Consider the following 24,980-nt stretch of genomic DNA (forward strand, 5'->3'; position numbering starts at 1 on the left):
CAGGAAGATGAGCGTTACGACCAAATGAAATTGGGACTGTAGCCGCCTTTAGGCGGATCAAGGGTTACCAGCGCCTTTGAGGCGCCCCAGCAATAAACCTCCGGCTTTGCCGGAGGTAATTTAATTTCTTCACCTGCCAAACAGACGGTTTGAAAAGGCGCATAAAATCATCTTGATGTCAGAGGACCTGATGTCTGTTATGCATTACCCATCACCCTGCTATCGTAGCAAACTCAAAATAAAAACGAACTCAGCTACATGATCTATTTTCTTCTTGCAATTTTGGTACTCATCCTTGTATCAATCTTGGGTGGATTCATCTATGTCTACAAAAAAATCTCGCGTCGCTATTTTGTATTATTAGCATTGACTGTTATCGGCGGCCCATACATTGCCTTCAAACTCTATGAGCATCAGTTCATGCTGGAAGCCGTGCCTGATGCCTTGGGTGTGAACTCAATTTCGTACAACAAGGAAGAGTCGTGGGGATTCGGACCTGGTGGGAATGAAGCAGGGATACGGCTATATCCCATGCCAGAAAATACTTCCCAAGACATCAAGAAGCGCGGCATGGAATTTTTCAGAGGCATGCCAGAAAACAAGAATCAGCAAAGTCGTTCCTCTCGTGGTCACTATGAAGACTGGGCTGTGACACCAATTAAGCCAACTTATCGTTGGGCAGTGAACAAAGAATCAGGGCGCATGGATATTTGCGATAAGATTTGTGGCGATGCTTTCGGTATAGATGTCAAACCAGTAGTACAGGAAGTGGTGAATGGCATCATCAATAATCCGGGGAGCTATTACGCCCATGGACGAACTGGTTTGATCGTCGTCAGTCCCGAAAAGAATTTAGTGGTGTATTTCTATAGTAAATAATTTTTTCCCTGCATTCTTTTTCGATTAATCCTTACCTAGTAAGGTGGCAGCAAGCGTCTGAACCCATGTAGTAAGACAATCACCAAAAAAATAATATTGCGTGGAAATAGCCAAAAAGAAAAATATAGCCCGGCTTTCACTTCAGGGTCATTCACCTTGCGAGCCAATGTCTGTAAGTATTGGCGACTATGTGGCCAATCCATCAAGCCATCACGCCATTCTTGCGGGATCCCAGTTAGCCCTACACTGGCACCTGCCAATGCGCCTGCAATAGCGGCTACGCTATCTACATCGCCGCCAGCATTTACCACCGCGTCTATCGTGTCGTAATAGCTGCCAAAATGCAGGTACCAAGCAATGATGGCGAATGGCACCGTGTGCATGGTATAGCCCGAGATACCATGCTTGCCGCCAAAATGGTTTTGCGCAATTAATACAGGGTCGGGTGCAAGACAAGATTCTTTTATGCCTTTAACGACAGCCTGCCATTCTGCATCGTCAGACAAATTGCTCAGCATACTAATCAATTCATTCAGAGGAGGCCTGGTCTGCCATTCTTGATTAACCAATCGTGCTGCGATTTCAGCAATTGCCAATGCACCAGTAAAAGCCTTGGGGTCAGTGTGCGTAAGCAGGGTAGATGCCAGTACATGGGCATGGCGCGCTGACGCGTCATTTGAGAGTATGGCCCCTATCATGGCACTGCGCATGCTGGGGCCGTTGCCAGCCGAGTAGACTCCGTTGTTCTTAAATCCCAGCCATAGCTTGATAATGCTGCGCAGGGTAGCAAACCCCACGCCTGCAGGCAGGCATATCAACCAAAGTCGTAACCGCCATGCCAGGCTTTTTTTGAATTTACTGACATCTCCCTCGCTCTTGATCAGCGACTGCGTCACAAAGATCGCGTGATCCGTGTCATCACTGACCATACCATGACCAAAGAAAAAGCGATACTGTAGTGGCCCTTTGCGCAGGCGCGTTATCCTGCGTGGCGATAGGCCTTCAAACGGCAAACCCATAGCGTCACCGACTGCGCCGCCCATCAGGCAGCCCGCGATTGCATCAGATGCTGAAACTGGCATAGCCTCTTTCTGGATAGTTATGGATCGCATTGCGTCATCGTCATTTTGCCGAGTACCCGTATTTTAATTGGCATTAAACGGCATCAAACCGCACCAGCGTATGATCCATGCCATCCAATTCCTCATCAATGATGGCTGCAATCTTTACCCAGTCGCCACCAGCAAGGCCAGCACCTATCAGTGGGTAAGCGAGGCGCAAGCCATTAAATTCTTTACGTATTGCGGCAAATGCATTGCGTATTGCTGCATAGTCGGCTTTCACCCCCTGACCACGCCAGTCAAATTGGGTATAGGCATTGAGGATGACAAACTGCCTGTCGCCTCTCTGTATCCGAGCCTGGCTATAGCTGCCCAGCTTGGCATGATCGGCAGGCAAGGTGGTTTGATCTGCTGCATAGGCTTCAGGGAACTGTTTTTTGATGCTCCTGGCGATGCCAGCGCCCATATTGCAAAAACAATTGCAGCCATGGACGATAACGTCAAACTCCCCTTGCAGGGCGAGTGCTAATAAGTCTCCTGTGCGTTCTTTCATGCTGACTCTCTTGCTGGTGAAATGACCCTGCTACCAAACCTCTCATACAAGTCCCGCGCCATGCGCAATATTTCTTCACGCATGGCGAGGCGTTCCAGCCATTTTGCAGGTATGCCTTCCACACCGTAATAGGCACCGGCAATTTGCCCTGTGATGGCGGCTGTGGTATCTGCATCGTCACCCAGGTTGGTAGCGGTGAGAATGGCGCTTTCAAAGCTGTCGGTGTGCATGAAGCACCACAGCGAGGCTTCGAGGGATTCAACTGAATAACCGCTGCCACGTATTTGTGTACTGTCTTTATCAATGAAACCAGCCTTGCTGAGAGCGATGATTTTTGGCTCGGTCGGCGTGAAAGACAGGTCTGAAAATAAGTCAGCCTTGCTGCATCCGGCAAACAGCTTGCACAGTATCGCCGCCAGTAATTGACAGCTTTGTATGGCCTCTGGCGCGGCGTGGGTGGTGCGTGAACTTTCTCCTGCATAGTGAATAGCTGCGGCTATATCTGGGTAGCCAAACATCACAACAGGGGCAAGCCGCATCAGCGAACCATTGCCAGCCGTGCTGGGATGTTCTGCGCCGCAGTAAGGCTCACCGCTGCTGGCATAGCGTGACAGGGCAGCGCGCACGGTATTGCCTATGTCAAAGCAGATGCCGGTAGAACTGAGGTAACCCCATTTCCACCAGTTCAGGTAACGTCCCATCTGGTCTTTGGCGTCGAAGCCATCTTTCGTCAGCAGGCTTTCTGCCAGGCACAGCGCCATCGAGGTGTCGTCTGTCCATTCACCGGGCAGCAAGCCAAAGGGTCCCTTGCCGACCATGTCAGTCACAGGCGCGAAGCTGCCGCGCGCTGAGAATTCTACTGTCGTACCAACGGCATCACCGCAGGCCAGGCCAGCCAGTGTACCGAGATAGCGTTGTTCTAAAGTGATACCCATGATTTATTCCATTGTTGGCATGCTCAAAGCTTGCGTTAAGTAGTTTGATCAACAGATATTAATCTTGTTAGTATTTAATTGCAACTATCTTAGTTTTATTTTGGATAAAAGAGAGATTCGCGCACAACTATCAACGTGTTGCGAGCCCCGCGCGCACTAATATGTACAAACGCGGTGTAAATGCGGGAGGAAAATTTGATACGTATCGCGCATCTGGTTGACTACACCACCAGATAACCGCGTCTGTCGGCCACGCCTATCTCGGCCGTCAGGCCTGCATTAAACTCCAGGTAATCTGCTTCTATGCCATCGCTGAAGATGACACCATGTTCCGGCATCAGGGAGGTGACTTGCAGTTTGCTGTCTTCCTGTATCTGACCACGCACTAAAGTCGCAGATGAAGTCTTGCTGGGGAAGGGTTCGCGCACGGCGAACATCAGTTCGCGGGTGTCCCATTCTGCGGTGTATGTCAGCGGCTCGGCGGCGATGTTATATATCATCTGACGCGGATCATCAAATCTCTCTTGCAGTGCTGCTGCGCCTGTCAGTATGCTCTTCATCCAGCCTGTGGAACCCATACCAGTGGAGATGATGATGCCGCTGGATGACTGTCGTTCCTGGTGTTCTTGCAGTTGTATGGTGTAGCTGGCAGAGATATGGGATTTGGGTCCGATGAAGATGTCATTCACGCCCAGCATGGTCTGGCCGTTGTTCAGCCTGGCCATGGCCATGGTGACTTCGCGCACCGGGCGGCGCTGTTGCAGTACTTCGGGGACGATTTTGGGCAAGTCCCTGACCTGGAAAGGCAGCAACACGCCATCCCAGCGCTGCACATCAGGGTTGACGCCTATCAGGCGCTGACCATCCAGATATTTCATGGTGTTGACGACCAGGCCATCTTGCCCCACAGCTATGACGATATCGTCACGGCCAAAGATCATGTTGGGCAAGAAGCTACGATCTATCTTTTGCAGGCGCGCAAGTTGTGTGAGACTGCTTTCTGCCGCGCTGACACAGGCCAGGTAATTGTCATGCTCGGCCTGGTAGGCGGCAAAGTCGCCACCCAGATGTTCTATATAAAAGCGTGCCTGGCCGACCGTGTTGTACTTGACGATAAGTTCTTCGAGTCTGGTCTTGCGGGTGATCAGGATGATCTTGTTTTCTGTCTGGCGCGTTGTTGTACTATGGATGCTGCTCATATCATTTCCCGGGTCTATCCAGGCTGGTTCATCAATTCACGCAACAGGTCTGGCGTGATATTCAACTGGCCTATGGAGCCAGCTTTTTCTGCCAGTTCCTGGAAGGCGAGGGCGATCAACTGGCCGGATTGCATATTGCCCATGGCCAGTGCCTGCAAGACTTTGGGATCAACGCCGCTATAGGCATTCATCAGGGTTTGAGCAGCATAGGCGCGGCTGTCGGCTTCTGCCCTGGCGTTTTCTGTCGATAGTTTGACGAGCGTGGTTTGCTGGTTTTCTTCGGCGATTTTGGCCTGCATCTGGGCGAGTTTAAGTTCGCTTTCTTTTTGTTGTATGCTTTTTTCAGCTTCCATCTGGGTTTCGCGTATCTGGCGCTTTTTGCTTTCGACGGCGATCTCGGTATTCAATTCATTTTCGCGTATGCGGCGCTCTTGTTCAACGGCAGCATTGCGGCGTTCATAGATGGCATCGTCTGCGCATTTGAGGATTTGCTCGCGCGCCTGCGCTTCCAGCGCCTTGGCTGCCTCTGGCGTGGGCTTGAGGGCCAGAAAATTCAGGCCCAGCAATTCCACCCCCAGTGCCTGCAATTCCTTGCTATCGCGCACTGCCATGCTCACCGCTGCACCAAGCGTATCAGCCGCTTTCAGGGCATCACGCAGCGCCAGGCTTTGCAAGCCCTTGCGGGTTAGCACTTTAACGAGATTGACGATGCGCTGCGACAGTTTTTGCGGGTCATCCGAGATGTATTGCTGGGTCACAGGATTGATGGCGAAATTGAGCAAGGCACCGACCTTTTGCGGATCGCTGATACGGTAAGTGACCTGGCCCTGCACCGTAACCGTCTGAAAATCAGCGGTATTTTCTTCAAAGATAAACGGTGTATCCGTACTTGCCATGGGTATGGCTAGCATGGACGTGGTAGGCGCATAGTAAAAGAACGCCAGCCCGGCACCCTCGCGCCTGAGCTTGCCGTTTTTGAATTGCAGCACATAGGTGGTGGGTTGGAACTTGATGAATTTGATGCTGAACATGACTATTCCTTTTCTTGTCTTCAGGTGCGCTGAGGTATTTTTGGATCGTTTATTTTGATCTCGGTATGATTCTTTTCCTTTGCTTGAATATAGAATAGTCCACTTAAATATAAAATGCAACTAAGTTAGTTTTTTATTTTAACTAAGTTGAGACGCAGGTAATTTTCAGACGGGGCATGTAAAGACTGGTAGGGTGCGCCGTGCGCACCAAGTTTTGGCATGCATGGTGCGCACGGCGCACCCTACTGGCTTGGAAAACTTGTTAACATTTTCTCGGTTAGACTATGCAGAAAAAACAGGAATGAGTGCAAAGACGATGAATATCGGTGATTAGGTCAGATTGCTGGGTGTGCCGGATTGGCTCATCCATGATTTGCCGGAAGATGAAAAGACCGAAATCATTTCATAGATTGGTAGCAAGGCGATAGTTACCGACATTGATGCACACGGTTTTTATTTTTTTGCGGCGTGAGCGATGTCAAGAAATAGAAGAGTGGCGAAAAGTTTTTAGAGCATTTTTTTCGCTTTTTGATTGATTGCATAGAGAAAACTTAGAAAGCAGTCATATACAATTGATAAAAGGATTGAAAATCATTTTATGAGCGGGACGATATTTATATCAAAGGGTAGGTCAGTTACATTGAGCTCAATTAGCTTTGACTATTTGCTTGAGAAAATGCGTCCTCTTTACTTGGAGAGTGAATTTTATTTAAAGAATGAAATCTACCAAGTTTATGATAATGAGGGACATGATTTCTTGTATCTTGAAACTGTAAGTAGCGAGGGTTTCAATATTTTTGTTCTTGTAATATTAAGATTGTTCAGCTTAAATTCGACTGAGAGATTTTTTGAGACAAGGAAAGCAACCCTGATTGATTTGATTTTGTTGTTGAAAACTGATGCTCGCTGCGATAACAGTCTAGGCTTGCGTTTAGGTGCCTTGTACGCGGGAGCATGAATTAAATGCGAAACGTCAATGAGGTGGAAATATAATTTTTTTCTATTCCTCCATCATCAACCTCTCATAATCCCCCACCATACGCCGCATTTCCAGCATCGACGATGCATCATAGATACCGCGGATGCGGGCCATCGTATCGATCAGGAAGGCGCGCTGGCCGTGCAGGGGTTCGCCATTGCTGGCGCGGGCGTTGATATCGGTCATCAGGCTGGTGGTAAGCTTTTGCATTTGCCTGGAATCACCTGTCAGCATGTTCCAGTTGGCAGGCAGTTTCAGTTTTTGTGCATAGGCGGCCATGGTTTGGGCGTCGTCCTGTTCTGGAGTGACAGTCAGTAAAATGAACTGGGGTGTGGCGATGGATTTTTGTTTGATCTGTGTTTGCAGTTCACGCATGACCTCGAGTGAAATGGGGCAGAGTGTGACGCAACCTGCGTAAAAGAAACCGACAAAGCTGGCTTTGCCGCGTAGCAGGCTGTGATCGACTTCTTGCGCATGTTGGTTGATGAGTTCAAACCTGGCAATGCGCTGCAGGGATGCCCAGGTGTCCCAATGCGCTTGCAGGTCTTGTTGATAGTAGTAGGGGAGCTTGTCGTTGTTGAGGGCATTTTGTGGTGCGGCGAACGCACCAGTCAGCCAGCCCAGGGTCACGACGGTGGCGATGAAGCTGAGCATGGACAAGAGCAATGATTTTAGTAGGGACATATTGAATGAGGCCTAGTAAATTTTGTGTGGTCTTTATTTCCCGGTGCGCGCAGCGCCAAGCAAGTTCAGGATGTTTTTCTGCTTCGGCTCCTGCTCTTGTTCCCGGTTTACTTGAGCTGCACTAATGCACAGTCGCTGGCGTCCCTTTGTAGCAACCAATGGTGTATGGAAATTCCCTGGTCTGGTGGTAGTGATATTGCGTGACTATGACGCCATTGCGCTCTACGGCATGGGTATGTCCATGGCATTCGTCGAGGTCGGCATTGGCCAGGGACTTGCCGTTTTCGCCCTGATTGCCATAGATGCCAAAGCCGTCAGCGATGTAGCCGACCAGCGGCGAGTGCTGGCCCGGGGCATCTTTTTGCGTCAGGCAGGAAGTGATGTTGTGATGATGGTATTGACCCGTGCGCTCAGGGTGACCCTGGCAGGTATCCTGGATTTCCCAGGCGACGGCATCGCGGTAGCCGCCATCGTCGGCATTGTAGAGTCGCACGCCATCCAGCAGCACGCCGATTGCACCTAGACTGGTGCAGGTTGGCTGTACGGCGACGACAGGGTTGGCTGGCAAGCCCCAGGCGATATTGGCCTGACTGATGCTGTTGGGGTTGCGGTCATACCCATAGGCAGGATCAGTGCTGGCGATGGGGAAAGTGCCGGTGGGATTGGGTGGCAGGCCGTTGCCGGTAATACCCAGGGTGCTGCCCAGGGTCACCATGAAACTCGATACCCAACTGACCGCACCCTGTACGCTGATCTTGCTTAGAGAATTCCAAGTCATGCCATCGGCATTGAACCATGGCCCCTTGCTGCTCGCACCACCCGAGCCTGCGGTATAGCAGGCATAGACATAACCAATCGCCGGAGTGGTGCGGCTGAACTTGCCATCGCCCAGAGGCAGTTTGCTGGCATCAACACTGGTGCTGCCAGCGGATGTGCCAGTAGTTGTGCCACCATTTGCTCCGGTAGTTGTGCCAGTAGTTGTACCCGTAGTCGTACCGGTATTTGTACCCGTCGTTCCAGTCGTTGTTCCTGTAGTAGCAGTGGCAGTGCTGTTGCCTGTTGCCGTCGCTCCGCCAGAGCTGCCGCCGCAGGCAGCAATGCTGAAAATGAGGCTGGCGACCAAGAGGGCTTGCAACTGAGCTTGTTTCATATTTTCTCCTGATCACATAAGGCGGCGCAGATCATCATTTATGGTGATAGACGCACGATAGATGTAGCTTGCGATCTAAATATGGAGGAAATATGAAGTGAAAACGATTTGCGCCTGCCCGCAGTGCGCAGTGCTGTAGCGATTGCCAGTGCTATCGATTCATTGTCAAAAACTATGTAATTTATGCCAATGGAAAAAGTTAAAAATCGTTACTTGAGTTCTTAAAACCTCATATTGACATTTTCCACAGGAGAGCACGGGCGTACTATCAAAATATGCCCAAGTAAGGGCATGCCATGCTTCAGGAGAAATATGCTCAGCCAGGCTCTCTTGTTTTTGCAGCAGATGTGCGCACGGTGCTTGCCGGTGCTGATGTTTGGCATCTTGTGTCTTGTGTTTCCCCATGCGGCGCAAGCGCAAAAGCTGACAATCTACACGGAAGACTGGCCGCCAATGAACTTCAAGACAAAATCGGGTATTGATGGCATGGCGGTCGATATCGTCCAGGCCATGCAAGCCATCACAGGCAATAAGGAAGCGATACAACTGGTGCCCTGGGCGCGTGGCTACAAGGCCGTGCTGGAAGATGACAACGTGCTGCTGTTTAGCCTCGGCCGCTCGCCCGAGCGGGAAAAACTCATGCACATGCTGGGGCCGATCGCGGTATCCAGGACCGCGGTTTATACACGCAAGGGTGAGGCAGCAAGACTCAAAGCCCTTGATACGGATATCTACAAGTTGCCAATCGGGGCCTACCGCGGCAGCATCTTTGCCGATGCCGCAAAAAAGAAAGGCTTCATCAATCTGGCCCAGGCTGATTCACCGCTCAATTCTTCCAGAATGCTGTTCGCCCGGCGTTTTGATCTGTGGGTTGAGGGTAGCCTCGCAGTGAATTCCATCCTGCAAGAAAGTGGCCGCAGCGTGGCCGATGTAGAAGAAGTCATGGTGCTGGATAGCCTGGAACTGTATCTGGCGTTTTCCCTTAAAACCCCGGCAGCAAGCATCACGCTGTGGGAAAACGCGCTGCGGCAAATGAAGAAGGATGGCAGCTTTCAAAAAATACACCAGAAATGGTTGCCCGGCGAAGTACCTCCCATGGAAGTGCACAGGGTAGAGGGTGGGCATTGATTCCTGCATCAGACGCGTGCGTGCCAATCTGTATTTGCCTGCAGGCCATGCAGGCATAACATTGCCTGTTTCCAATTCTGTTTCTACATGTAAAAGCTGGCCCACAGCTTTTATATTGCCCTTATCCTGTTACGCTTTCATGCTGAACAGTGATCTAGGCTGCATAACATGTGTCAATCCTGAATCAGCAGATCAATCTCCATTTCTGTTTGCGTCATGCTGAAAAAATTAAAGAATCTCATTTCCGGAAAATCTTCTGCGGTAGTCCAGGCGCCATCATCAGGCTCTGCAAGTTCAGCCGTGACAGAGGTAGCGGCGGTAGCAACTGCAGAAGCAAGCGCGAACGCAACTGCAGTAGCAGAAACCGAGATTGATACTGACAGCGCCAGCAGCATACTGATTAATGCCTATTGCACCTGTGCGCAATTGCCACCTCTGAATTTCCCGCACAAGCTCAATAGCCAGCGCGATATGAGTGACCCGGAGCTGCATGGGCATCTGCAAGGCTTTATCGGCTATGTACTCAAGCGTGGTGACGGGCAGATGACACATCAGCGTTATCATGTGATGCGTCATATCCAGCGGGTGCAGCAGCACCTGAGCCTGTGGCTGGATGAAAGCCAGCTTGATGCCTATTCTGACTGGGCGGTGGCTACAAATGCCATCGCCTTCATGCCTGATGGTGATATCCGCGACCCGCATGGCTATGTCTTGCTGGGCGCTGCTGACGGCGGCATCGAAACCGGCGCGACTATCCCTTATCCGGCACTGGCCTGGCAAAGAAAAGCGCGTACCGATACATTGCTGGCTGAAATGGGCATACAACTGCCAGCCCATCTGCCGCCACTGGTCAGCGAGGCCGAGCTGCAATTACGTCCGGCGGTTGAGATACTGGGGCGGGCGCTGGCCTTGTATGTCGTCGCCTTGCGCGCAGAATCTGTGGCAACTAACCAGCCCATTCCTGCTTATGAATTGACAGATCGCTTCCCGCAGGTACATGCGTGGTTGTCACTCGTAGAGCGCGAATTTCTCGAGACAGAAGAACCGACAGAAGATATCCTGCCGCAATTTGCCTGGCGTTATGAATCCCTGTATGTGCTGGAATGGGCATTGGGCTTGCAGGAAGAATTGCCCTTTGCTGACGACATCTGCGATGTGCCGCTGACGGCACGTACTATCATGAACATGGATTTTGAAGCAGCCATGGCCAAGGCAAAAACACGTCCGGCCAGCCAGATACTCGATGCCCTGGACCTGCATTACCGCCTGCACTGGCTGGTACGCCAGAACAGGATCAAAGAAGAAGCGCTACCGCTGAACCTGGAAGCCGGTGTCATCTATGAGCGGCACTATGCCCTGAACTGGCTGGTCAACTTTGAGAATGCAGACTGGGACGGGGTGGATACACCAACCTGATTTTTAGGGGCTGTCTGGCGGCCCTTTCAATTCAACGACATTGCCTTCCGGGTCGCTGATGTAGATCGACAAGCCTTCACCCTCGGCACCATAGCGCTGTCCGACTTCTCCAACGCTGACATTGTGGCTTTGCAGGTGTGCCTGTATGCCGGCCAGATCAAAGGGTTCAACGCGCAGGCACAGATGATCCATATTGCGGCCTTCCTTGCCTGGTGCGGCACCACCCATGCGGCCCAGCTTGCCAGTAACCGTGATCAGGTCTATCAGTGACCTGCCTGCACGCAACTGCGTCAGACCAATTTCTTCCTGCCTGCGTTCGATAGTGCAGCCCAATACATCACAATAAAAATGCAGCATGCTGTCCAGGTCTTTTACCCTCAGCACCAGATGATCGATTTCGCGTATCTTGAACATGGTTAAGATTCGTCAGTAGTGGCGATTTCTTATCTTAAACCTGTTTGATGAATTGTGCAGGGGAGGGAAGTAGGGGGCGCCGTGCGCACCCTGATCTTGTACATAATCGGTGCGCACGGCGCACCCTACAGAAAGCGTGTTAGCCGGGCGAGCGCAAAAGATTACTCAAACATTTTCAGAAAAATTAAGCTCTATGCCATTGCCTTCAGGGTCACTGAAAAATACCTGATGCTGGGTTGCAAAACCTGCTGATGCTTCCACCGTGGCATGGCGATACACAATGCCAGCGGCCTGCAATTTATCCAGCATGGCAGGCAGATCGGTACAGGCGAAAGCGACATGGTCGAAACCGGTTTTTAATGCTGTCTGGCGCGTTTCACCCGGACGGTTTTCTGAAAGGTGCAAGACATCGCGGCTACCGGCATATAACCAATAACCAAAGCTCTTCAGCGGGCGGGGGCCTTCTGCCAAGCCCACATAGTGGATATAAAAATCCTTAAGCTTTTCCAGCGTGGCACGGTCGCCGCGCAGATTGTAGTGACCAAGGGCGATGGCGGGCATAGGCTTGTACTTTCTATCTGCTTACTATAGTTACTGATTACTTCAGCCAGCCGCGACGGCGGAAATACCAGAACGGTGTAATCGCCGAAGCCAGCATCAGCGCCAGTGCGAACGGGTAACCGAGTTGCCAGTCCAGTTCCGGGAACCAGCCCTTGAAGTTCATGCCATAGATACTGGCAATAAGGGTAGGCGGCAGGAAGGCCACGCTGGCGACCGAGAAAATCTTGATGATCTTGTTCTGGTTGATGTTGATGAAACCAACGGTTGCGTCCATCAAAAAGTTGATCTTGTCGAACAGGAAGGATGTATGACCATCAAGTGATTCTATATCACGCAAAATCTGGCGGGCTTCTTCAAACTGGTCGGCATTGAGCAAACGCCCGCGCATCAAGAAGCTGACAGCGCGGCGCGTGTCCATCATGTTGCGGCGTATGCGGCCATTCAAATCTTCTTCAACAGCAATCGAATTCAGCGCGGCGGCGGCATCCTGATCGCTGAAGTTTTTTTGCAACACGCTGCGGCTGACGTCTTCCAGGTTTTGATAGATGCCTTCAAGCGCATCGGCAGAATACTCAGCATCGGTCGCATACAAGTCCAGCAGCACATCCTTGTAATCAGCAATCGAACCCGGACGTGAACGCGCACGCATGCGCACCAGGCGGAACACTGGCAAATCGATGGTATGGACTGAGAATAAAATATCTCGCGCCAGGATAAAGGCCACGGTCACCGTGCGTGCTGGCTCATCGTCATCGTCAATCAAGAAATCGGTGCGCAGATGCAGGTCACCATTATCAGCTTCGTAATAGCGGGCTGATGCCTCGATATCCTTGACCTCGTCTTCCCCCGGCAAGGTCACGCCATAGATACTCTTTACCCATTCGCGCTCTTCTTCATTGGGGTCAGTCAGATCGACCCAGATAGGCAGGGTATTTTCAAGATCAGCGCGGTTTTCCACATTGATCTGGCTCAGGCGGCCGTTATGCAAGACGAAGACATTAATCATAGGCAAATTCCAGGAAAGCAAAGTCTTTGGTTTGGCTGGATTGTAAACCTGTTTTATGCCTGTGGGCGGGTTGGGGCGGGATTTTATTTGGGTTTTTGGTGAGGATTTATATGTCTTTTGTTTAATTTTTTCTTATTGAAGGGGATTTGGCATTTTTGTAGGGTGCGCTGTGCGCACCATTGCCGTGTCTTTTAGCTTGCGTAGATGTCCGGGGCGAACATTGGAGTTGATACGAACCGGTGCGCATGGCGCACCGTGCTGGGTGCTGGCACACATTCCTTGCCTATCTGTGATAAATTTCTCTGCTCATTGAAATCAACAAACCAGTGTAAAAATTAATCTGAAGAACAGCATGAGCACAAACACTTACCAGGCGGTTGCCGCCACTCCTGATATTGCCACTTACTGCCACTTGCGTAAGGCATCCGGTTTAAGCACCAAGACAGTAGAAGCGGCGGCGCGTGGCTTGCCTGCCAGCCTGTTTGCCGTGCAAATCATGTTAGGTGAGCTGGTCGTTGGCATGGGGCGTGTTGTTGGCGATGGCGGTACTTCATACCATGTTGTCGATATCGCGGTCTTGCCAGGGCATCAGGGCAAGGGCCTGGGCAAGATGATCATGCGCGAGATCACCCACTACCTGCAACAAAATGCGCCAGAGTCAGCCTATGTCAGCCTCATTGCTGACGGTCCGGCGCAGAACCTGTACGCGCAATTTGGATTCCTGCACACGGCACCCGCTTCGGTGGGCATGGCTTATAAAATCTGACGCAATTCAAACTCAATTCAGAATCCATTTCAGCACCCATTTTACGGGAAAACGCATGCAAAAATTTCTGGTAAGTACCACCTACATCGACTGGCAGCACGCCGCCGTACTGGCACAGGCACAAGCACTGGCAGCCGCCGGTGGCGAGCAGGCTGATATCGCTCGACGCTGCTTTCATTTTGTGCGTGACCAGATCAGGCATAGCTGGGATTACCGTCAGAATCCTGTCACTTGCAAGGCATCTGATGTGTTGGCGCATGGTACCGGTTATTGCTATGCCAAGAGCCATTTGCTGGCTGCCTTGTTGCGTGCCAATGGCATTCCTGCTGGCCTGTGTTACCAGCGCCTGACCATAGGCACAGAGCCACCATTTTGCCTGCATGGCCTGAATGCCGCCTACTTGCCAGAGCATGGCTGGTACCGGCTGGACGCACGTGGTAACAAGCTTGGTGTGGATGCAGAATTTTGTCCGCCAAAAGAACAACTGGCCTTTGCCATTACTACGCCAGGCGAACAAGATTTCGCCGGTATCTGGGCAGAACCGCATGCAGCGGTGCTGCAGTCATTATTGACACAGCCAACGGTAGAAGCGGTGATGACCCACTTGCCTGATGGTGATTTGAGTACTGATCGAACACCCGTCCGTCTCGCACATTTACTTTGAAAGGATTACTGAAACCATGACAACTACCAATGACCCAAGTCCTGAAACCGTCGTTCAGGCCCAGCTCGATGCCTATAATGCACGCGATGTCGATGCCATACTCAAAACTTATGCCGTTGATGCGCAACAATTTGAATTTCCAGGCAAACTGCTGGCAACTGGCCATGTAGAAATACGCCCACGCATGGCGGTACGCTTTGCCGAACCCAATCTGCATGCAAGACTCATACGTCGTGAAGTAATAGGTCACATCGTCATTGACCATGAAGAAGTCACACGTACTTTCCCAGAAGGTACAGGGCGAATGGAAATGATCGCGATCTATGAAATCAAAAATGGCTTGATACAGAGTGCGTCCGTCGCTCTGGGAGAAAAAATACTGGACGCCTGAGTCAGGCCAGGTTGCTCTGGATATCCACTACTGGATATTCACTAATGGATATTCACTATTTGGCTTCCCGAGATCCGTGTTGCAAAAACACACTTGAGCGTGCATGAAAAATGCCTGGGCAGCGCTGTGCTCAGGCATTTTCTTACACAGTATTTGCTTGCTCAATTGACAGCTAATGCATTCTGGACTACTGTTCGGGGGTGCGATATTTTGCTTAAAATTTAAGCATTTCATTTCTTTTTCATCCCTCATTTGGAGAGGGATAATAGTGGACGCCGCACTGTTTTTGCCTGTCTGATTTTTTTCGCGGAAAGAGTAAAGCCCCATGCAAACAGCCATCAGTAATAGCAATAATCCCAGGTCACCGATTTATTTTGCATCATTGTTCCTGCTGGTGCTGATTGGTTTTTATCCTTCTTATTTTGGCCGCCTGGCGCAGCTGGATTTCAAGCATCATTTTCACGGCATGGTCGCCACGGTCTGGATGCTCATGCTGGTTTTGCAAAGCTGGCTGGCCACGCACAGGCAATTGAACATACACCGTACGATAGGCAAGCTGTCGATGGTGATTGCGCCTTTATTCATTATCTCTGGCATCCTTATCATGCAGGTGATGGTGTCGGGGAAAAATGGTTTTTCCAAGGCATTTGGCAGTCGCCTGGCTTTTGTCGATATCACGACCCTGATAGGCTTTGCGGCAGCATATTGCCTGGCTATCCATTATCGCCGCACCCGCGCACTGCATTCCCGCTGGATGGCATGTACGGCCTTGCTGGCCTTCCCTCCTGCCGCTGCCAGGGTATTTGGCAATTTTATTCCTGGCATCAATTCATTCCCGTCAGCGTTTCATGCAGGTTATTTTTTCACTGACATCATCCTGCTTGGCCTTATCGCCTATGACCTGCGTCTCGGTAAATTCAAGACGCCATACTGGATGGTATTGGGCATCCTGATCTTGCAGCAACTGAGTTTTATTGTATTGCCGCAAATTCCTCAATGGCAGGCAGTGACGGATTGGATGGCTGGTTGAGGCATAAAGCAAAGGATGTACAGCAGACGCGGTAAAATACGTCTTTTACCGCGTTTTCTTGTTTATCATGGCCCGCCTGCAACTGCATTTTCCCGAAGACCAATATTATTTCACTACCCAATTAACAGTCAGGGTGACTGACATCAATGGCGCCAACCACCTCGGTAATGATTCCATGATCTCCATGATTTCTGAAGCGCGGGCACGCTTCCTGTATGACTTTGGCATACGGGAGACTGCCGCTGGTGGCAGTGGCATCATCGTGACCGACTTGGCAACGACGTACAAGGCCGAGGCTCATGCACGTGACCAGTTATTGTTTGAAGTCGGTGTCATGGACTTTAACAAATATGGTGGCGACATCACTTTCCGCATCAGCCGCCCGGCAGACCAGACTGCCATTGCGATGGCGAAATCAGGTTTTGTGTTTTTTGATTACCGCGCCGGGCGCGTGGTGGAAATGCCGGAAGATTTCAAGGCCAAGTTCGCACGGGTGAATTTTCTGGATTGATTTTCCTGAAACGCAGGCCATGTTTTTCTTGGTCAAGACATGTGGCCAGATGAAGAAGACATTCCTACAACTTCGGTTGAGCCGGAGTCCGGGGCACTTCCCTGAATTGCGCCAGCATGCGGCTGGAAGGGCTGTCTGCCACCGTCAGCAAGCCAGTATCTGCTGCTGGTTTGGCACCACTCTTGCCCTCCTGTGTCGTGGCTGGCAAGGGTTTGGCGGCGTCCTTACTGTCCAGCCTGATGTCGTCTACACTATTCGCCTGGGTACCCAGGGCTTTGGCATTTTTTGTGTACTGCTCCATTGCCGGGTTCATGGGCTCCATTTTTTTACCGAATAAATCCAGGCTATTACTTTCCCCACGTTCTGACATCTTGATCCAGTACACTTTATGCTGTGATGAATCATGTATCACGCTCATGCCAGGGTCTGCAGGTACATCAAGTTTCTTGATGAGATTGTCGTCCAGCGTGCCATTCAGAAACTGCGACATCATATTGAAATTACGGTAAGGCAGGCCATTCTTTTCATAGCCACCGCCAATATCACTGTGCGCACCGGCGACCATGACTTTCAAGAATCTACCGTCCGCAGACAAGCCGTCATTGCCATAATTGGTTGCCGGAAATTGCAGCCTGCGCTCATCCGCCGCACGAATCTGGATACCCGTAATCACGGTATCTGGCGGCCTTCTGTCATTCAATGAGGGCACGCCGGTGGCAACAGGATCAAACAAACCCAGAGCTTGCGGTATGGTGTTACCTTTGACTAATGGGGGAACTGTATAAGAGATATCTGACCGTTCAGAATTATTGCTTGCTGGGTGATCGACCTTGCCTAGAATGTTCTGAACACCACGCTCAGCAACAATGCGGGAAAAGCCAGCAGCTTGCTCAGCACCACGACTGAAACCCACAGAAACGACACTGATTTTGGCATCCGGATTTTCCTGGAGCCAACGGTTACTCTGCCGTTCAAATTTCTCATACATCATTTCTATGCGTGCGTTGTATGTCACGCCAAGTGCGCCATCAACCGTACCCATTACACCGCTTTGCGTTCCTGGACCTGCAACATATTGACTTACTATATTAGGGTTCTTCCCATTGATATTTTCAAGTTGCTTGCTGAACAATCCAACATTGGTAATATGGGCCGGATCATTAATTGCATCGTTGCCCGTACCATCAAATAGTGCAACGAAAACTCTGGCATTTGGATTTTTAGCGTCATACAGATTGGGTACTTTAAATGTATCTATCTGTTCTTGTGCTTTCGTATAACTGGCTAATTGTTCAGGCGTTGCGATTTTTACGTCTACGCCGTCGTTACCTGCAGTCGTCATAATTCAGTCAGTCAAAATGTCTTGGAATAGGCAAGAACGCGATGATCCCGCTCGTCTCTCAGAAGTGCATTTGGGTCTTTGGGAATCAGTTGTATGCTGGTGAACATATATACATTCACAGTTCTGTCATTTACTTCAATAATAAGGGTGGGGCGACGGCCTGATATAGGCATGGGTTTGTAAATGTCAGCTGGATTTTCATCATGCAGCACTTTCCTGTCTTTAAAAATGCTGTCCAGATCAAGCGTATGTTTAAAATGAGTCCCATCTTTTGAACGCCATTCCATTTCCACCAAACTCGCGAAACTCAAATAGGGGCCTGAGCCAGACCCAGGGTAACGGGTTGCATCTGCAGGGGTTTTTTCTCTGGCAGTTTCACCAAACGCGAGTTCGTGCGGCAAGCCCGCATAAACAAGTCGGAAATCGCCAGCGCTATAGACCTGGAGATTGAGGTCGTGTGAATCGAATTTCAAAACATCATCTTCTGCTGCCATGGCGAGGCTTCCCATTTGTGTTTGTAAAAGAATAGTCAGTATAGACGCCGTCCACTTCAGCACTTTTCTTCTTGATACAGTGTCAGTTTTTACCGTTAACATTTGCAATTAGACCGTGATAGTGCATGCTGATTTGAATCAGGCGAGGCTGGAAAAAGAGCGTGGAAATCAATTACTTTAATCACTCGCCTCACTGCCTTTCATCCAGATTGAGTGCATTAATTAGTTGCCTCAGGTAAATTCAAGTGTCACCCTGTGCAATATTAAATATTTCTTATGTTTATATCACTAATAGTGCGAAATTGTCCAGAGCTCCTTGCATCATTCCTGCATGCGATATTTATAGGGCTAACGGTTTGAACGGTCTATCTTTGGAGGTGCTTGCATCATGGGTAGCCATGCAGCATGCCATTGGGAGATTGAAGGGGAACTGTACATCAGCCAGCGATTGCTACTCTCCAGGCCGGAGAGTAGCAATAAGTACTAAATCATCATGCACCAAACTTGTAATTGACTTCCACCCAGCCCTGGCGGCCAAGCGGGCTGAATGAACCGACCGGGTAGTTAGGCCAGCCACCGCTATAGTCATACTTGATCTTGTTCAAGACGTTGTTGACGATGACGGAAACGCTCAGGTTTTTATTGGCCTGATACACTGTGCTCCAGTTGGCGATGCCGGTAGGTGACAAGTAATACTGGCCTGACCCATTCGGTATCTTGCCATAGCGCGTGACTGTCAGGGTATTGGAAAAATCTCCTTTTGCCCAGTTGACGCTGGTGATGAGCTTGTCGCGCCAGTCGCTGTTGCCAAGATCGGCCAGGTCGTCGTACAGGGCATCGCCTTCAAACTGCTTGGACTTTTTGCTCAGGGTCTTGCTGTAATTGGCCTTGATGCTGAAGCTGCCATAAGCACTGGTTTTGAGCTGATATTTACCACTGATGTCGATACCACTGGTAGCCTGGTAAGCTGCGTTGATGGGGTTGACCCAGATCTCCTGTATCTCACCGGCATGGCTCAGCGCATCTTTGGGATAACGCTTGATGCGGTTGATGGTGTCAGCGCACAGGCTGGAGCCTATATCGCGTTTGCCGGTGCGGCAATCAGCTTCATCGCGCAAGAGTTGGTCTGCACTGAGGTTGACCACCATATCGCTGATTTTGATATTCCAGTAATCGAGCGAGACATCAAACTGATTGCTGGGTGACCAGACCACGCCCAGGCCAAAGGATTTGCCTTTTTCTGACTTCAGGTCAGGGCTGCCAAACTGCACATAGTTGGCACCCGGCGAGTAATTTGCGTAGTCGCAATCCTTGAGTTCCTGGCCTTCGGCCTTGCAGCGGTAATAGTCGGTGGTGCTGGAATAATAGCCAGTACCACGTGCCTTGAAGATGTAGTTCATGTCCGGTGCGCGGAAGCTCGTGGCGTAATTAGCTCGGAATAAAAGCTCAGAAGTCGGACGAATCTCAAGGCCGCCGTTATAGGTCAGCTTGCCATCCTTGCGGCCAGCGAAGTGATAATCATCATAGCGGCCAGCCAGGCTGGCGGTGACTTCCTTGAGCAGTGGTACATAGACTTCTGCACCGAGTGCATAACGCTGGCGCGAGCCACGCACATCATCTGATTTGGTGACGGTGTTGAACACGCCCTGGTTGATCTTGGGGTCAGGCAGGTTATCAAAACTCTGGCGGCCTATCTCGGCAATGGCCGCAGTCTTGACAGCGCCTGCGGGCAGTTTCCATAACTCGGTATTCACAGCGAGGCTCAGGGTCTGTGAGCGTGAACTGTCTGAGCTGCGTGATGCCGAGGTAATCTGGTCAAATTCTGCTGGTGTCAGTCTTTGCGTCAGGCGTTTTGGATCAGGTGCATAGATGGCGATGCCAGCGGCATCCAGACCCAGTTTGGGTCCCAGAAAAAACTGGTCTATGTTGGCCAGCGTGCGCGGTGCCACGTTCTCGCTGCGGTAAGCAGAAGCGCTATAGGCAGCCTCATAATTCCATTGCGTGCCAGGGATGACACCCTTGATACCCAGATTGATACCTGCTGACTGATCATCCCACAGGCGGTTGAAGCGGTTCACGCCATTGATTTCTTCCGGCGCGAATACCTTGCTCCAGGCTTCATAGGCATTGCTGTTCTTGTTCCAGAAATAGCTCTGGTTGGTCGAAGACGATACCCAGCTTGGCGAGCGTGTATCGTTTTCTGTCTTGTTCTTGCCCAGCAGGATATCGGCGAACAGGGTAGTGTCTGCGTTCAAATCCAGGTTGCTGCTGGAGAAAAAATTCAGGCTCTGGTTTTTGGTTTGCACTGTCCAGTGCATGGGGCTCAGGCGCGGGCTGGCGCAATAGCTGCCCTTGCTGGTTTTATAGCTGATCTGCGTGCCTTCAAAAAAATCGCTGAGCTGGCTACAGGCATCACCCAGGTCCAGGTATTTGCCAGATTTCATATCCTTGCGGTATAGCGTCGCGCTCGGTGTGCTGCGGGTCGCCATGAAATCACGCTGGGTTGCACGCAGTGGTTCACGCTCGCTATATTCCAAACTAAACAGGCTACGCAGCTGATCAACATTGGCGGTGCCAGAGAATTGCACGCGCTTGTTGCTACCACCGCCGCGGTCAGTATCGCCGAGTTTGACATTCAGGTTATAACCCTGGCTTTGTTTTTTCAGGATGATATTGACCACACCGGCAATCGCATCAGAACCATAAATTGCCGACGCACCGCCATTCAGGATTTCTATGCGCTCTACAATATTCGACGGGATATTCGCCAGGTTGGTAAAATTGACCGTGCCCTCATAAGCGATAGGGAAATCGGCCATGCGCCTGCCATCAAGCAGTATCAAGGTATGGTTAGGCCCCAGACCGCGCAGGCTGATGGTATTGGCAGAAGGTGTGAAGGTATTCCCAAAGTCTTCACCCTGGGTAAAGCCAGAGTTTTGTACCGAGTTATTGATCGCATCATAGACATTCTTGTAGCCCTGTCTGGTGATTTCTTCTGCAGTGATGATAGTGACAGCAGCGGGGCCTTCCAGGCTGGCGCGCGGTATGCGTGAACCAGTGATGACGACGGCTTCTGGTTTACCTTCTATCGTCTGGGCAAAGGCAGAATTACTCAGGGTCTGGCTGTAAAAGAGTGCCAGTAAACAGGCTGCAAGGGGTTTCAGTGCGGGTTGGCTTACAGCTTTGCGGGGATAGTTTTTTTGTTGCATGGGTCTTCTCGGGAATGAATGAAGACCGAAAAATATCAAGAATATATTTATATTAGAACGAATATATCCGTATATCCACATGCATAGCATGATTGGTATTACTACTTATCCTCTGCTCCCAATCAACATCCGCATAAGGAATGTGTGGCACACTTACGAAAGTGGTTTCGTTTCCAATATTTCAGAATACGCGCAGTGTTTCTCAAAAAACCCTTGCATAACTTGCTCTGCCTCCTGTTGTGCTGTCTCGCATGCGCAGGCAGCACCGACGGCAAGGCAGAAACCATCACGCTCATTGGTGAGGATAGCTGGTATCCATATTCTGCCGTCAAGGATGGCAAGAATCGGGGTTTTGCCGTCGATGTCATCAAGGCCGCCTATGCGGCGGTGAATGTTGATGTCCGCTTCATCGCCACCCCATATTCACGCTGCCTGATGCTGGTCAAAAGTGGGCAGGAGCTCGGTTGTTTCGACAGCCTCAGGGATACTGCACTGGAACCGGATTTTATCTTCCACAAGGAAGCCATCTTCAAGGCCAGCGTCGGCATCTATGCCAGGACAGACAGCCCGCAATCAAGAGTCAGCAAGATCAATGTGCAGGAATTGCATAAATATGTCATCGGCGTGACGCATGGTTATACCTATGGCAGCGCATTTGAAAACGATACCCGTATAGTCCGTGAACCTGCACCAAATGACTTGTCCAACCTGCGCAAACTCTTGCTTGGCCGCTCAGATTATTCCCTCATCTATACCCGTATTGCAGATTACCTGAACAGCGTCCATCCTGATGAGTTCAAAGGGAAAATCCAGCAAACCGGCATCCTGCTGGAAGACAGTCTGTATGTGAGTTTTTCCAAACGCCGCCCGGAATCTCAGCAATACGCAAACGCCCTCGACCAAGGTCTGCGCCAGATCAAGGCGAACGGTGTGTATGCGGCCATAGAAAAGAAATGGGCCAGGCCGGAGCCATGAACGAACAGCAAGCTGCGTCTCTAACGGCAAGATGCGCTTCCATCATTAAACAATCTCTTTGCCGTTGAAAACGGTAAGTATCCAAACTATTTCATGTCTGAACATTCAAGCAAAACAAGTCTCATCAATAAAACAGATTCTGCACACCGCCTCTCCACCCGCCTTGCTTTCCTCGCAGCTGGCCTGGTTGTTTCTGCATGGGCGCCGCTAGTGCCCTATGCCAAAGACAGGCTAGGCCTTGATGAAGCTGCTCTTGGCCTGCTCTTGCTGTGCCTCGGTGGTGGTTCTTTGTGTGCCATGCCTGTGACTGGCATGCTGACTGCACGCTTTGGTTGCCGCCCAGTGATCTTGACGGCAGGTGTACTGACTTGCCTGATCCTGCCTTGTCTCGCTGTCGTGGGCAGCCCCTTGCTGTTTGGTCTGACACTCCTGTTGTTTGGAGCTTCAGTAGGCACTCTCGATGTGGCGATGAATATACAGGCTGTGATTGTTGAAAAAAACAGTGGTGCCGCGTTGATGTCCGGCTTTCATGGCATGTTCAGTGCCGGTGGTTTTCTCGGCGCAGGTACCATGGCTCTGCTGTTATGGTTGAACATACCTGTGCTGGCCGCCAGTATTTGCCTGAGCTTGCTGGTCGCATTGATGTTGCTGATTGCCAGCCCGAATCTGCTGCATGAACTGGAAGCATCCGAGCGTGATGGCCCGCAATTTGTAATACCGCATGGTGCTGTGATTTTTATCGGTGTCCTGTGCTTCGTGGTCTTCCTCGCTGAAGGTGCCTTGCTCGACTGGGGCGCATTATTGCTGACTGCCGGGCGTGGGCTGGATGCCGGGCAGGGCGGCATGGGTTATGCCGCATTCTCGGTCGCCATGACACTCGGCCGTCTTACAGGTGACCGCGTAGTAGCGCGCCTGGGTGGCAAGCTAGTCATGCTGGCTGGGGGCGTGTGTGCGGCGCTGGGTTTTTTTGCCGCTGTACTGGCCAGCTCAGCAGTCATTGCCATCCTGGGTTTTATTTTGATAGGCATAGGCGCATCGAATATCGTGCCCATCTTGTTCAGCGCGGCAGGCAAGCAAAACACCATGCCTGCCAGCCTGGCCATTGGTGCCATCACCGCCATAGGCTATGCCGGTGTGCTGGCTGGCCCTGCCCTGATAGGCTTTGTTGCCCATGCCATCAGCCTCAACATGGCATTTGCAGGACTGGGTGTGGCAATGTTGCTGGTGGCTGCCAGTGCGAGGTTGAAACTGTTTGCAGGTGGCTCAGTCTGATTGATTCGTTGGCGTAAAGCTGTTTCAAAAAATCTTCAGCTACAATAGGCTTTCATTTTCAGCCTACAATTTTCGCCATGACTTCATCCGCATACCGTAAATTCGCCCAGCCACAATTATCCGAAGCCAGCATACAGGCCGTGGCCGAGGTGCTGCGTTCCAACTGGATCGCGACTGGCCCCAGGGTCAGTGAACTGGAACAGGCATTGTCACAGACTTTCGGACATCGCCCGACCAGGCTGTTGACCTCAGCCACAGGAGCGATGGAGGTGGCGCTGGCACTGTGTAATATCGGTGAGGGCGATGAAGTCATCACGTCTGCCCAGACTTTTTTCTCGGCCATGAACATGATCGACAAATGCGGTGCCAAACCCGTATTTGTCGATTGTGACCTCGTCACCCGCGCCATTGACCTGGCCCAGGTAGAAGCTGCCATCACACCTAAAACCAAAGCCATCATGCCCACGCATTTCCCCGGTGCGCTCGGTGATATGGATGCGTTGTATGCGCTGGCCAAGAAGTACAAACTGCGTGTTATTGAAGATGCCGCGCTGGTGCAGGGTTCAAAGTGGAAGGGTAAACCCGTAGGCTCATTTGGTGACATCGCCATCTTCAGCTTCCATCCAAACAAAAACATGACGACCATAGAAGGTGGTGCGATTGTCGTCAACGATGAGGTTGAGGCACAGCGGGTAGATGTACTGCGCTTTCACGGCATCGCCAAACTGCCAGACCAGACCCGCGATGTGGTAGAGGCCAGCGGTAAGTTCAATATGTCGGACGTATCGGCCGTGATAGGCCTGCATCAACTGACCCAGTTCGATGACTTCATGGCCCAGCGCCAGGTGCTGGCAGATCGCTATTTTGCCAGCTTTCCGCAGATACCTGGTGTCGTGCTGCCACCGCAGGGCCAGCCAGAGCAGACCTGGAATATGTTTTGCGTACTCATCCCTTACGAAAACTTTGGCCACACCCGCAGCAGCTTCCGTTCAGCTTTGCATGATGCAGGCATAGGCACAGGTGTTTCGTATGAAGCCTGTCACACTACTACCGTGGGCAAGAGTTTTGGCTATGGCGACTGCATGTTCCCCAATGCAGAACGCATCGCCCGCGAGACTGTGACCCTGCCTTTGCATGTGGGTTTAACGGTGGGTGATGTGGATGAGATTTGTGCGGTGGTGAAAAAAATATTGATGGGGTGATTATCCCGCAACGGTTTTAGTGAAATTATTCGGTCTTTCAGCTATTTGAATATCGTAGGGCGTATTGTAATACGCCGCATGGGATCGTGAAATGAGGGCGATCTGTTGATCAGGCAAACATGCGGCGC

At 51.0% G+C, this 24,980-nt stretch carries 24 protein-coding genes; 11 read left to right on the forward strand and 13 right to left on the reverse strand.

Features of this window, described 5'->3' with window-relative positions; all coding sequences use genetic code 11:
• The first annotated feature begins 258 nt into the window (after nucleotides 1–258).
• On the forward strand, nucleotides 259–879 hold the full coding sequence (locus ACO0LL_RS24215; protein WP_422953373.1) for a hypothetical protein: 621 nt from the start codon (nucleotides 259–261) through the stop codon (nucleotides 877–879).
• A gap of 35 nt (nucleotides 880–914) precedes the next feature.
• Here the strand turns inward: ACO0LL_RS24215 and ACO0LL_RS24220 are convergent, their stop codons facing one another.
• The 7 genes from ACO0LL_RS24220 to ACO0LL_RS24250 form a co-directional block, all read right to left on the reverse strand.
• The gene (locus ACO0LL_RS24220) at nucleotides 915–1,961 is read right to left on the reverse strand and encodes an ADP-ribosylglycohydrolase family protein (RefSeq protein ID WP_422953374.1); all 1,047 of its coding nucleotides are present in this window, start codon (nucleotides 1,959–1,961) and stop codon (nucleotides 915–917) included.
• A 73-nt stretch (nucleotides 1,962–2,034) separates the two neighbouring features.
• Nucleotides 2,035–2,493 carry a macro domain-containing protein gene (locus tag ACO0LL_RS24225; RefSeq protein ID WP_422953375.1) on the reverse strand — a complete coding sequence of 153 codons (459 nt, stop codon included), beginning with the start codon at nucleotides 2,491–2,493 and terminating at the stop codon, nucleotides 2,035–2,037.
• Entirely contained in the window at nucleotides 2,490–3,428 is a 939-nt protein-coding gene (locus ACO0LL_RS24230) for an ADP-ribosylglycohydrolase family protein (RefSeq protein ID WP_422953376.1), read from the reverse strand. The genes ACO0LL_RS24225 and ACO0LL_RS24230 overlap by 4 nt, the downstream gene beginning before the upstream one ends.
• Nucleotides 3,429–3,649: 221 nt before the next feature.
• Entirely contained in the window at nucleotides 3,650–4,627 is a 978-nt protein-coding gene (locus ACO0LL_RS24235; protein ID WP_422953377.1) for a sugar kinase, read from the reverse strand.
• A 14-nt stretch (nucleotides 4,628–4,641) separates the two neighbouring features.
• The gene (locus ACO0LL_RS24240; RefSeq protein ID WP_422953378.1) at nucleotides 4,642–5,658 is read right to left on the reverse strand and encodes an SPFH domain-containing protein; all 1,017 of its coding nucleotides are present in this window, start codon (nucleotides 5,656–5,658) and stop codon (nucleotides 4,642–4,644) included.
• A gap of 1,000 nt (nucleotides 5,659–6,658) precedes the next feature.
• The gene (locus tag ACO0LL_RS24245; protein ID WP_422953379.1) at nucleotides 6,659–7,321 is read right to left on the reverse strand and encodes an SCO family protein; all 663 of its coding nucleotides are present in this window, start codon (nucleotides 7,319–7,321) and stop codon (nucleotides 6,659–6,661) included.
• Nucleotides 7,322–7,442: 121 nt separating this feature from the next.
• The gene (locus ACO0LL_RS24250; RefSeq protein WP_422953380.1) at nucleotides 7,443–8,471 is read right to left on the reverse strand and encodes a YHYH protein; all 1,029 of its coding nucleotides are present in this window, start codon (nucleotides 8,469–8,471) and stop codon (nucleotides 7,443–7,445) included.
• Between the two features lie 312 nt (nucleotides 8,472–8,783).
• Here ACO0LL_RS24250 and ACO0LL_RS24255 point away from each other — a divergent pair, with 312 nt between their 5' ends.
• On the forward strand, nucleotides 8,784–9,599 hold the full coding sequence (locus tag ACO0LL_RS24255) for a substrate-binding periplasmic protein (protein ID WP_422953381.1): 816 nt from the start codon (nucleotides 8,784–8,786) through the stop codon (nucleotides 9,597–9,599).
• Between the two features lie 216 nt (nucleotides 9,600–9,815).
• Nucleotides 9,816–11,015: a DUF4272 domain-containing protein gene (locus tag ACO0LL_RS24260; protein WP_422953382.1), complete on the forward strand. Its 1,200-nt coding sequence runs from the start codon at nucleotides 9,816–9,818 to the stop codon at nucleotides 11,013–11,015.
• A gap of 3 nt (nucleotides 11,016–11,018) precedes the next feature.
• On the opposite strand, the gene ACO0LL_RS24265 is transcribed toward ACO0LL_RS24260, so the two are convergent.
• The 3 genes from ACO0LL_RS24265 to corA all read right to left on the reverse strand — a co-directional run bounded on the left by ACO0LL_RS24265 (nucleotide 11,019) and on the right by corA (nucleotide 12,996).
• On the reverse strand, nucleotides 11,019–11,429 hold the full coding sequence (locus ACO0LL_RS24265) for a VOC family protein (RefSeq protein ID WP_422953383.1): 411 nt from the start codon (nucleotides 11,427–11,429) through the stop codon (nucleotides 11,019–11,021).
• 165 nt (nucleotides 11,430–11,594) lie between these two features.
• Nucleotides 11,595–11,990 carry a VOC family protein gene (locus tag ACO0LL_RS24270; protein WP_422953384.1) on the reverse strand — a complete coding sequence of 132 codons (396 nt, stop codon included), beginning with the start codon at nucleotides 11,988–11,990 and terminating at the stop codon, nucleotides 11,595–11,597.
• Between the two features lie 37 nt (nucleotides 11,991–12,027).
• The gene (corA, locus tag ACO0LL_RS24275; protein WP_162043097.1) at nucleotides 12,028–12,996 is read right to left on the reverse strand and encodes a magnesium/cobalt transporter CorA; all 969 of its coding nucleotides are present in this window, start codon (nucleotides 12,994–12,996) and stop codon (nucleotides 12,028–12,030) included.
• 352 nt (nucleotides 12,997–13,348) lie between these two features.
• On the opposite strand from corA, the gene ACO0LL_RS24280 reads away from it, so the two are divergent.
• The 5 genes from ACO0LL_RS24280 to ACO0LL_RS24300 all read left to right on the forward strand — a co-directional run bounded on the left by ACO0LL_RS24280 (nucleotide 13,349) and on the right by ACO0LL_RS24300 (nucleotide 16,358).
• The gene (locus ACO0LL_RS24280) at nucleotides 13,349–13,762 is read left to right on the forward strand and encodes a GNAT family N-acetyltransferase (RefSeq protein WP_422953385.1); all 414 of its coding nucleotides are present in this window, start codon (nucleotides 13,349–13,351) and stop codon (nucleotides 13,760–13,762) included.
• Between the two features lie 55 nt (nucleotides 13,763–13,817).
• Nucleotides 13,818–14,426, forward strand: coding sequence for a transglutaminase-like domain-containing protein (locus tag ACO0LL_RS24285; protein ID WP_422953386.1), 609 nt, complete (start codon nucleotides 13,818–13,820; stop codon nucleotides 14,424–14,426).
• 16 nt (nucleotides 14,427–14,442) lie between these two features.
• Nucleotides 14,443–14,817 carry a nuclear transport factor 2 family protein gene (locus ACO0LL_RS24290; RefSeq protein WP_422953387.1) on the forward strand — a complete coding sequence of 125 codons (375 nt, stop codon included), beginning with the start codon at nucleotides 14,443–14,445 and terminating at the stop codon, nucleotides 14,815–14,817.
• A 325-nt stretch (nucleotides 14,818–15,142) separates the two neighbouring features.
• A complete protein-coding gene (locus ACO0LL_RS24295) occupies nucleotides 15,143–15,847 on the forward strand; it encodes a hypothetical protein (protein WP_422953388.1) in 705 nt (234 codons plus the stop codon).
• Nucleotides 15,848–15,914: 67 nt separating this feature from the next.
• Entirely contained in the window at nucleotides 15,915–16,358 is a 444-nt protein-coding gene (locus tag ACO0LL_RS24300) for a thioesterase family protein (RefSeq protein ID WP_422953389.1), read from the forward strand.
• A 64-nt stretch (nucleotides 16,359–16,422) separates the two neighbouring features.
• Here the strand turns inward: ACO0LL_RS24300 and ACO0LL_RS24305 are convergent, their stop codons facing one another.
• The 3 genes from ACO0LL_RS24305 to ACO0LL_RS24315 form a co-directional block, all read right to left on the reverse strand.
• Nucleotides 16,423–17,700 carry a phospholipase effector Tle1 domain-containing protein gene (locus tag ACO0LL_RS24305; protein WP_422953390.1) on the reverse strand — a complete coding sequence of 426 codons (1,278 nt, stop codon included), beginning with the start codon at nucleotides 17,698–17,700 and terminating at the stop codon, nucleotides 16,423–16,425.
• A gap of 11 nt (nucleotides 17,701–17,711) precedes the next feature.
• Nucleotides 17,712–18,194, reverse strand: a complete 483-nt coding sequence (locus ACO0LL_RS24310) for a hypothetical protein (RefSeq protein ID WP_422953391.1) — start codon at nucleotides 18,192–18,194, stop codon at nucleotides 17,712–17,714.
• Nucleotides 18,195–18,685: 491 nt separating this feature from the next.
• Nucleotides 18,686–21,403: a TonB-dependent receptor plug domain-containing protein gene (locus ACO0LL_RS24315; RefSeq protein ID WP_422953392.1), complete on the reverse strand. Its 2,718-nt coding sequence runs from the start codon at nucleotides 21,401–21,403 to the stop codon at nucleotides 18,686–18,688.
• 195 nt (nucleotides 21,404–21,598) lie between these two features.
• Between ACO0LL_RS24315 and ACO0LL_RS24320 the strand changes: the two genes are divergently transcribed.
• The 3 genes from ACO0LL_RS24320 (at nucleotide 21,599) to ACO0LL_RS24330 (ending at nucleotide 24,852) form a co-directional block, all read left to right on the forward strand.
• Nucleotides 21,599–22,378 carry a substrate-binding periplasmic protein gene (locus ACO0LL_RS24320; RefSeq protein WP_422953393.1) on the forward strand — a complete coding sequence of 260 codons (780 nt, stop codon included), beginning with the start codon at nucleotides 21,599–21,601 and terminating at the stop codon, nucleotides 22,376–22,378.
• 93 nt (nucleotides 22,379–22,471) lie between these two features.
• The gene (locus tag ACO0LL_RS24325) at nucleotides 22,472–23,650 is read left to right on the forward strand and encodes an MFS transporter (RefSeq protein ID WP_422953394.1); all 1,179 of its coding nucleotides are present in this window, start codon (nucleotides 22,472–22,474) and stop codon (nucleotides 23,648–23,650) included.
• A gap of 77 nt (nucleotides 23,651–23,727) precedes the next feature.
• The gene (locus ACO0LL_RS24330) at nucleotides 23,728–24,852 is read left to right on the forward strand and encodes a DegT/DnrJ/EryC1/StrS family aminotransferase (RefSeq protein WP_422953395.1); all 1,125 of its coding nucleotides are present in this window, start codon (nucleotides 23,728–23,730) and stop codon (nucleotides 24,850–24,852) included.
• Nucleotides 24,853–24,980 lie beyond the last annotated feature (128 nt).

It is taken from the genome of Undibacterium sp. TC4M20W (assembly GCF_049340245.1).
Taxonomy (GTDB): Bacteria; Pseudomonadota; Gammaproteobacteria; order Burkholderiales; family Burkholderiaceae_D; genus Undibacterium.

What these genes read in the sequence shown, in the direction of transcription:
- ACO0LL_RS24255 (WP_422953381.1), top strand. Translation starts at nt 8,784, where the DNA reads ATGCTCAGCCAGGCTCTCTTGTTTTTGCAGCAGATGTGCGCACGGTGC.
- ACO0LL_RS24235 (WP_422953377.1), bottom strand. Translation starts at nt 4,627, where the DNA reads ATGAGCAGCATCCATAGTACAACAACGCGCCAGACAGAAAACAAGATC.
- ACO0LL_RS24225 (WP_422953375.1), bottom strand. Translation starts at nt 2,493, where the DNA reads ATGAAAGAACGCACAGGAGACTTATTAGCACTCGCCCTGCAAGGGGAG.
- ACO0LL_RS24310 (WP_422953391.1), bottom strand. Translation starts at nt 18,194, where the DNA reads ATGGCAGCAGAAGATGATGTTTTGAAATTCGATTCACACGACCTCAAT.
- ACO0LL_RS24300 (WP_422953389.1), top strand. Translation starts at nt 15,915, where the DNA reads ATGGCCCGCCTGCAACTGCATTTTCCCGAAGACCAATATTATTTCACT.
- ACO0LL_RS24260 (WP_422953382.1), top strand. Translation starts at nt 9,816, where the DNA reads ATGCTGAAAAAATTAAAGAATCTCATTTCCGGAAAATCTTCTGCGGTA.
- ACO0LL_RS24230 (WP_422953376.1), bottom strand. Translation starts at nt 3,428, where the DNA reads ATGGGTATCACTTTAGAACAACGCTATCTCGGTACACTGGCTGGCCTG.
- ACO0LL_RS24315 (WP_422953392.1), bottom strand. Translation starts at nt 21,403, where the DNA reads ATGCAACAAAAAAACTATCCCCGCAAAGCTGTAAGCCAACCCGCACTG.
- ACO0LL_RS24305 (WP_422953390.1), bottom strand. Translation starts at nt 17,700, where the DNA reads ATGACGACTGCAGGTAACGACGGCGTAGACGTAAAAATCGCAACGCCT.
- ACO0LL_RS24325 (WP_422953394.1), top strand. Translation starts at nt 22,472, where the DNA reads ATGTCTGAACATTCAAGCAAAACAAGTCTCATCAATAAAACAGATTCT.
- ACO0LL_RS24220 (WP_422953374.1), bottom strand. Translation starts at nt 1,961, where the DNA reads ATGCCAGTTTCAGCATCTGATGCAATCGCGGGCTGCCTGATGGGCGGC.
- ACO0LL_RS24265 (WP_422953383.1), bottom strand. Translation starts at nt 11,429, where the DNA reads ATGTTCAAGATACGCGAAATCGATCATCTGGTGCTGAGGGTAAAAGAC.
- ACO0LL_RS24245 (WP_422953379.1), bottom strand. Translation starts at nt 7,321, where the DNA reads ATGTCCCTACTAAAATCATTGCTCTTGTCCATGCTCAGCTTCATCGCC.
- ACO0LL_RS24250 (WP_422953380.1), bottom strand. Translation starts at nt 8,471, where the DNA reads ATGAAACAAGCTCAGTTGCAAGCCCTCTTGGTCGCCAGCCTCATTTTC.
- ACO0LL_RS24270 (WP_422953384.1), bottom strand. Translation starts at nt 11,990, where the DNA reads ATGCCCGCCATCGCCCTTGGTCACTACAATCTGCGCGGCGACCGTGCC.
- ACO0LL_RS24215 (WP_422953373.1), top strand. Translation starts at nt 259, where the DNA reads ATGATCTATTTTCTTCTTGCAATTTTGGTACTCATCCTTGTATCAATC.
- ACO0LL_RS24295 (WP_422953388.1), top strand. Translation starts at nt 15,143, where the DNA reads ATGCAAACAGCCATCAGTAATAGCAATAATCCCAGGTCACCGATTTAT.
- ACO0LL_RS24280 (WP_422953385.1), top strand. Translation starts at nt 13,349, where the DNA reads ATGAGCACAAACACTTACCAGGCGGTTGCCGCCACTCCTGATATTGCC.
- ACO0LL_RS24290 (WP_422953387.1), top strand. Translation starts at nt 14,443, where the DNA reads ATGACAACTACCAATGACCCAAGTCCTGAAACCGTCGTTCAGGCCCAG.
- corA (WP_162043097.1), bottom strand. Translation starts at nt 12,996, where the DNA reads ATGATTAATGTCTTCGTCTTGCATAACGGCCGCCTGAGCCAGATCAAT.
- ACO0LL_RS24285 (WP_422953386.1), top strand. Translation starts at nt 13,818, where the DNA reads ATGCAAAAATTTCTGGTAAGTACCACCTACATCGACTGGCAGCACGCC.
- ACO0LL_RS24240 (WP_422953378.1), bottom strand. Translation starts at nt 5,658, where the DNA reads ATGTTCAGCATCAAATTCATCAAGTTCCAACCCACCACCTATGTGCTG.
- ACO0LL_RS24330 (WP_422953395.1), top strand. Translation starts at nt 23,728, where the DNA reads ATGACTTCATCCGCATACCGTAAATTCGCCCAGCCACAATTATCCGAA.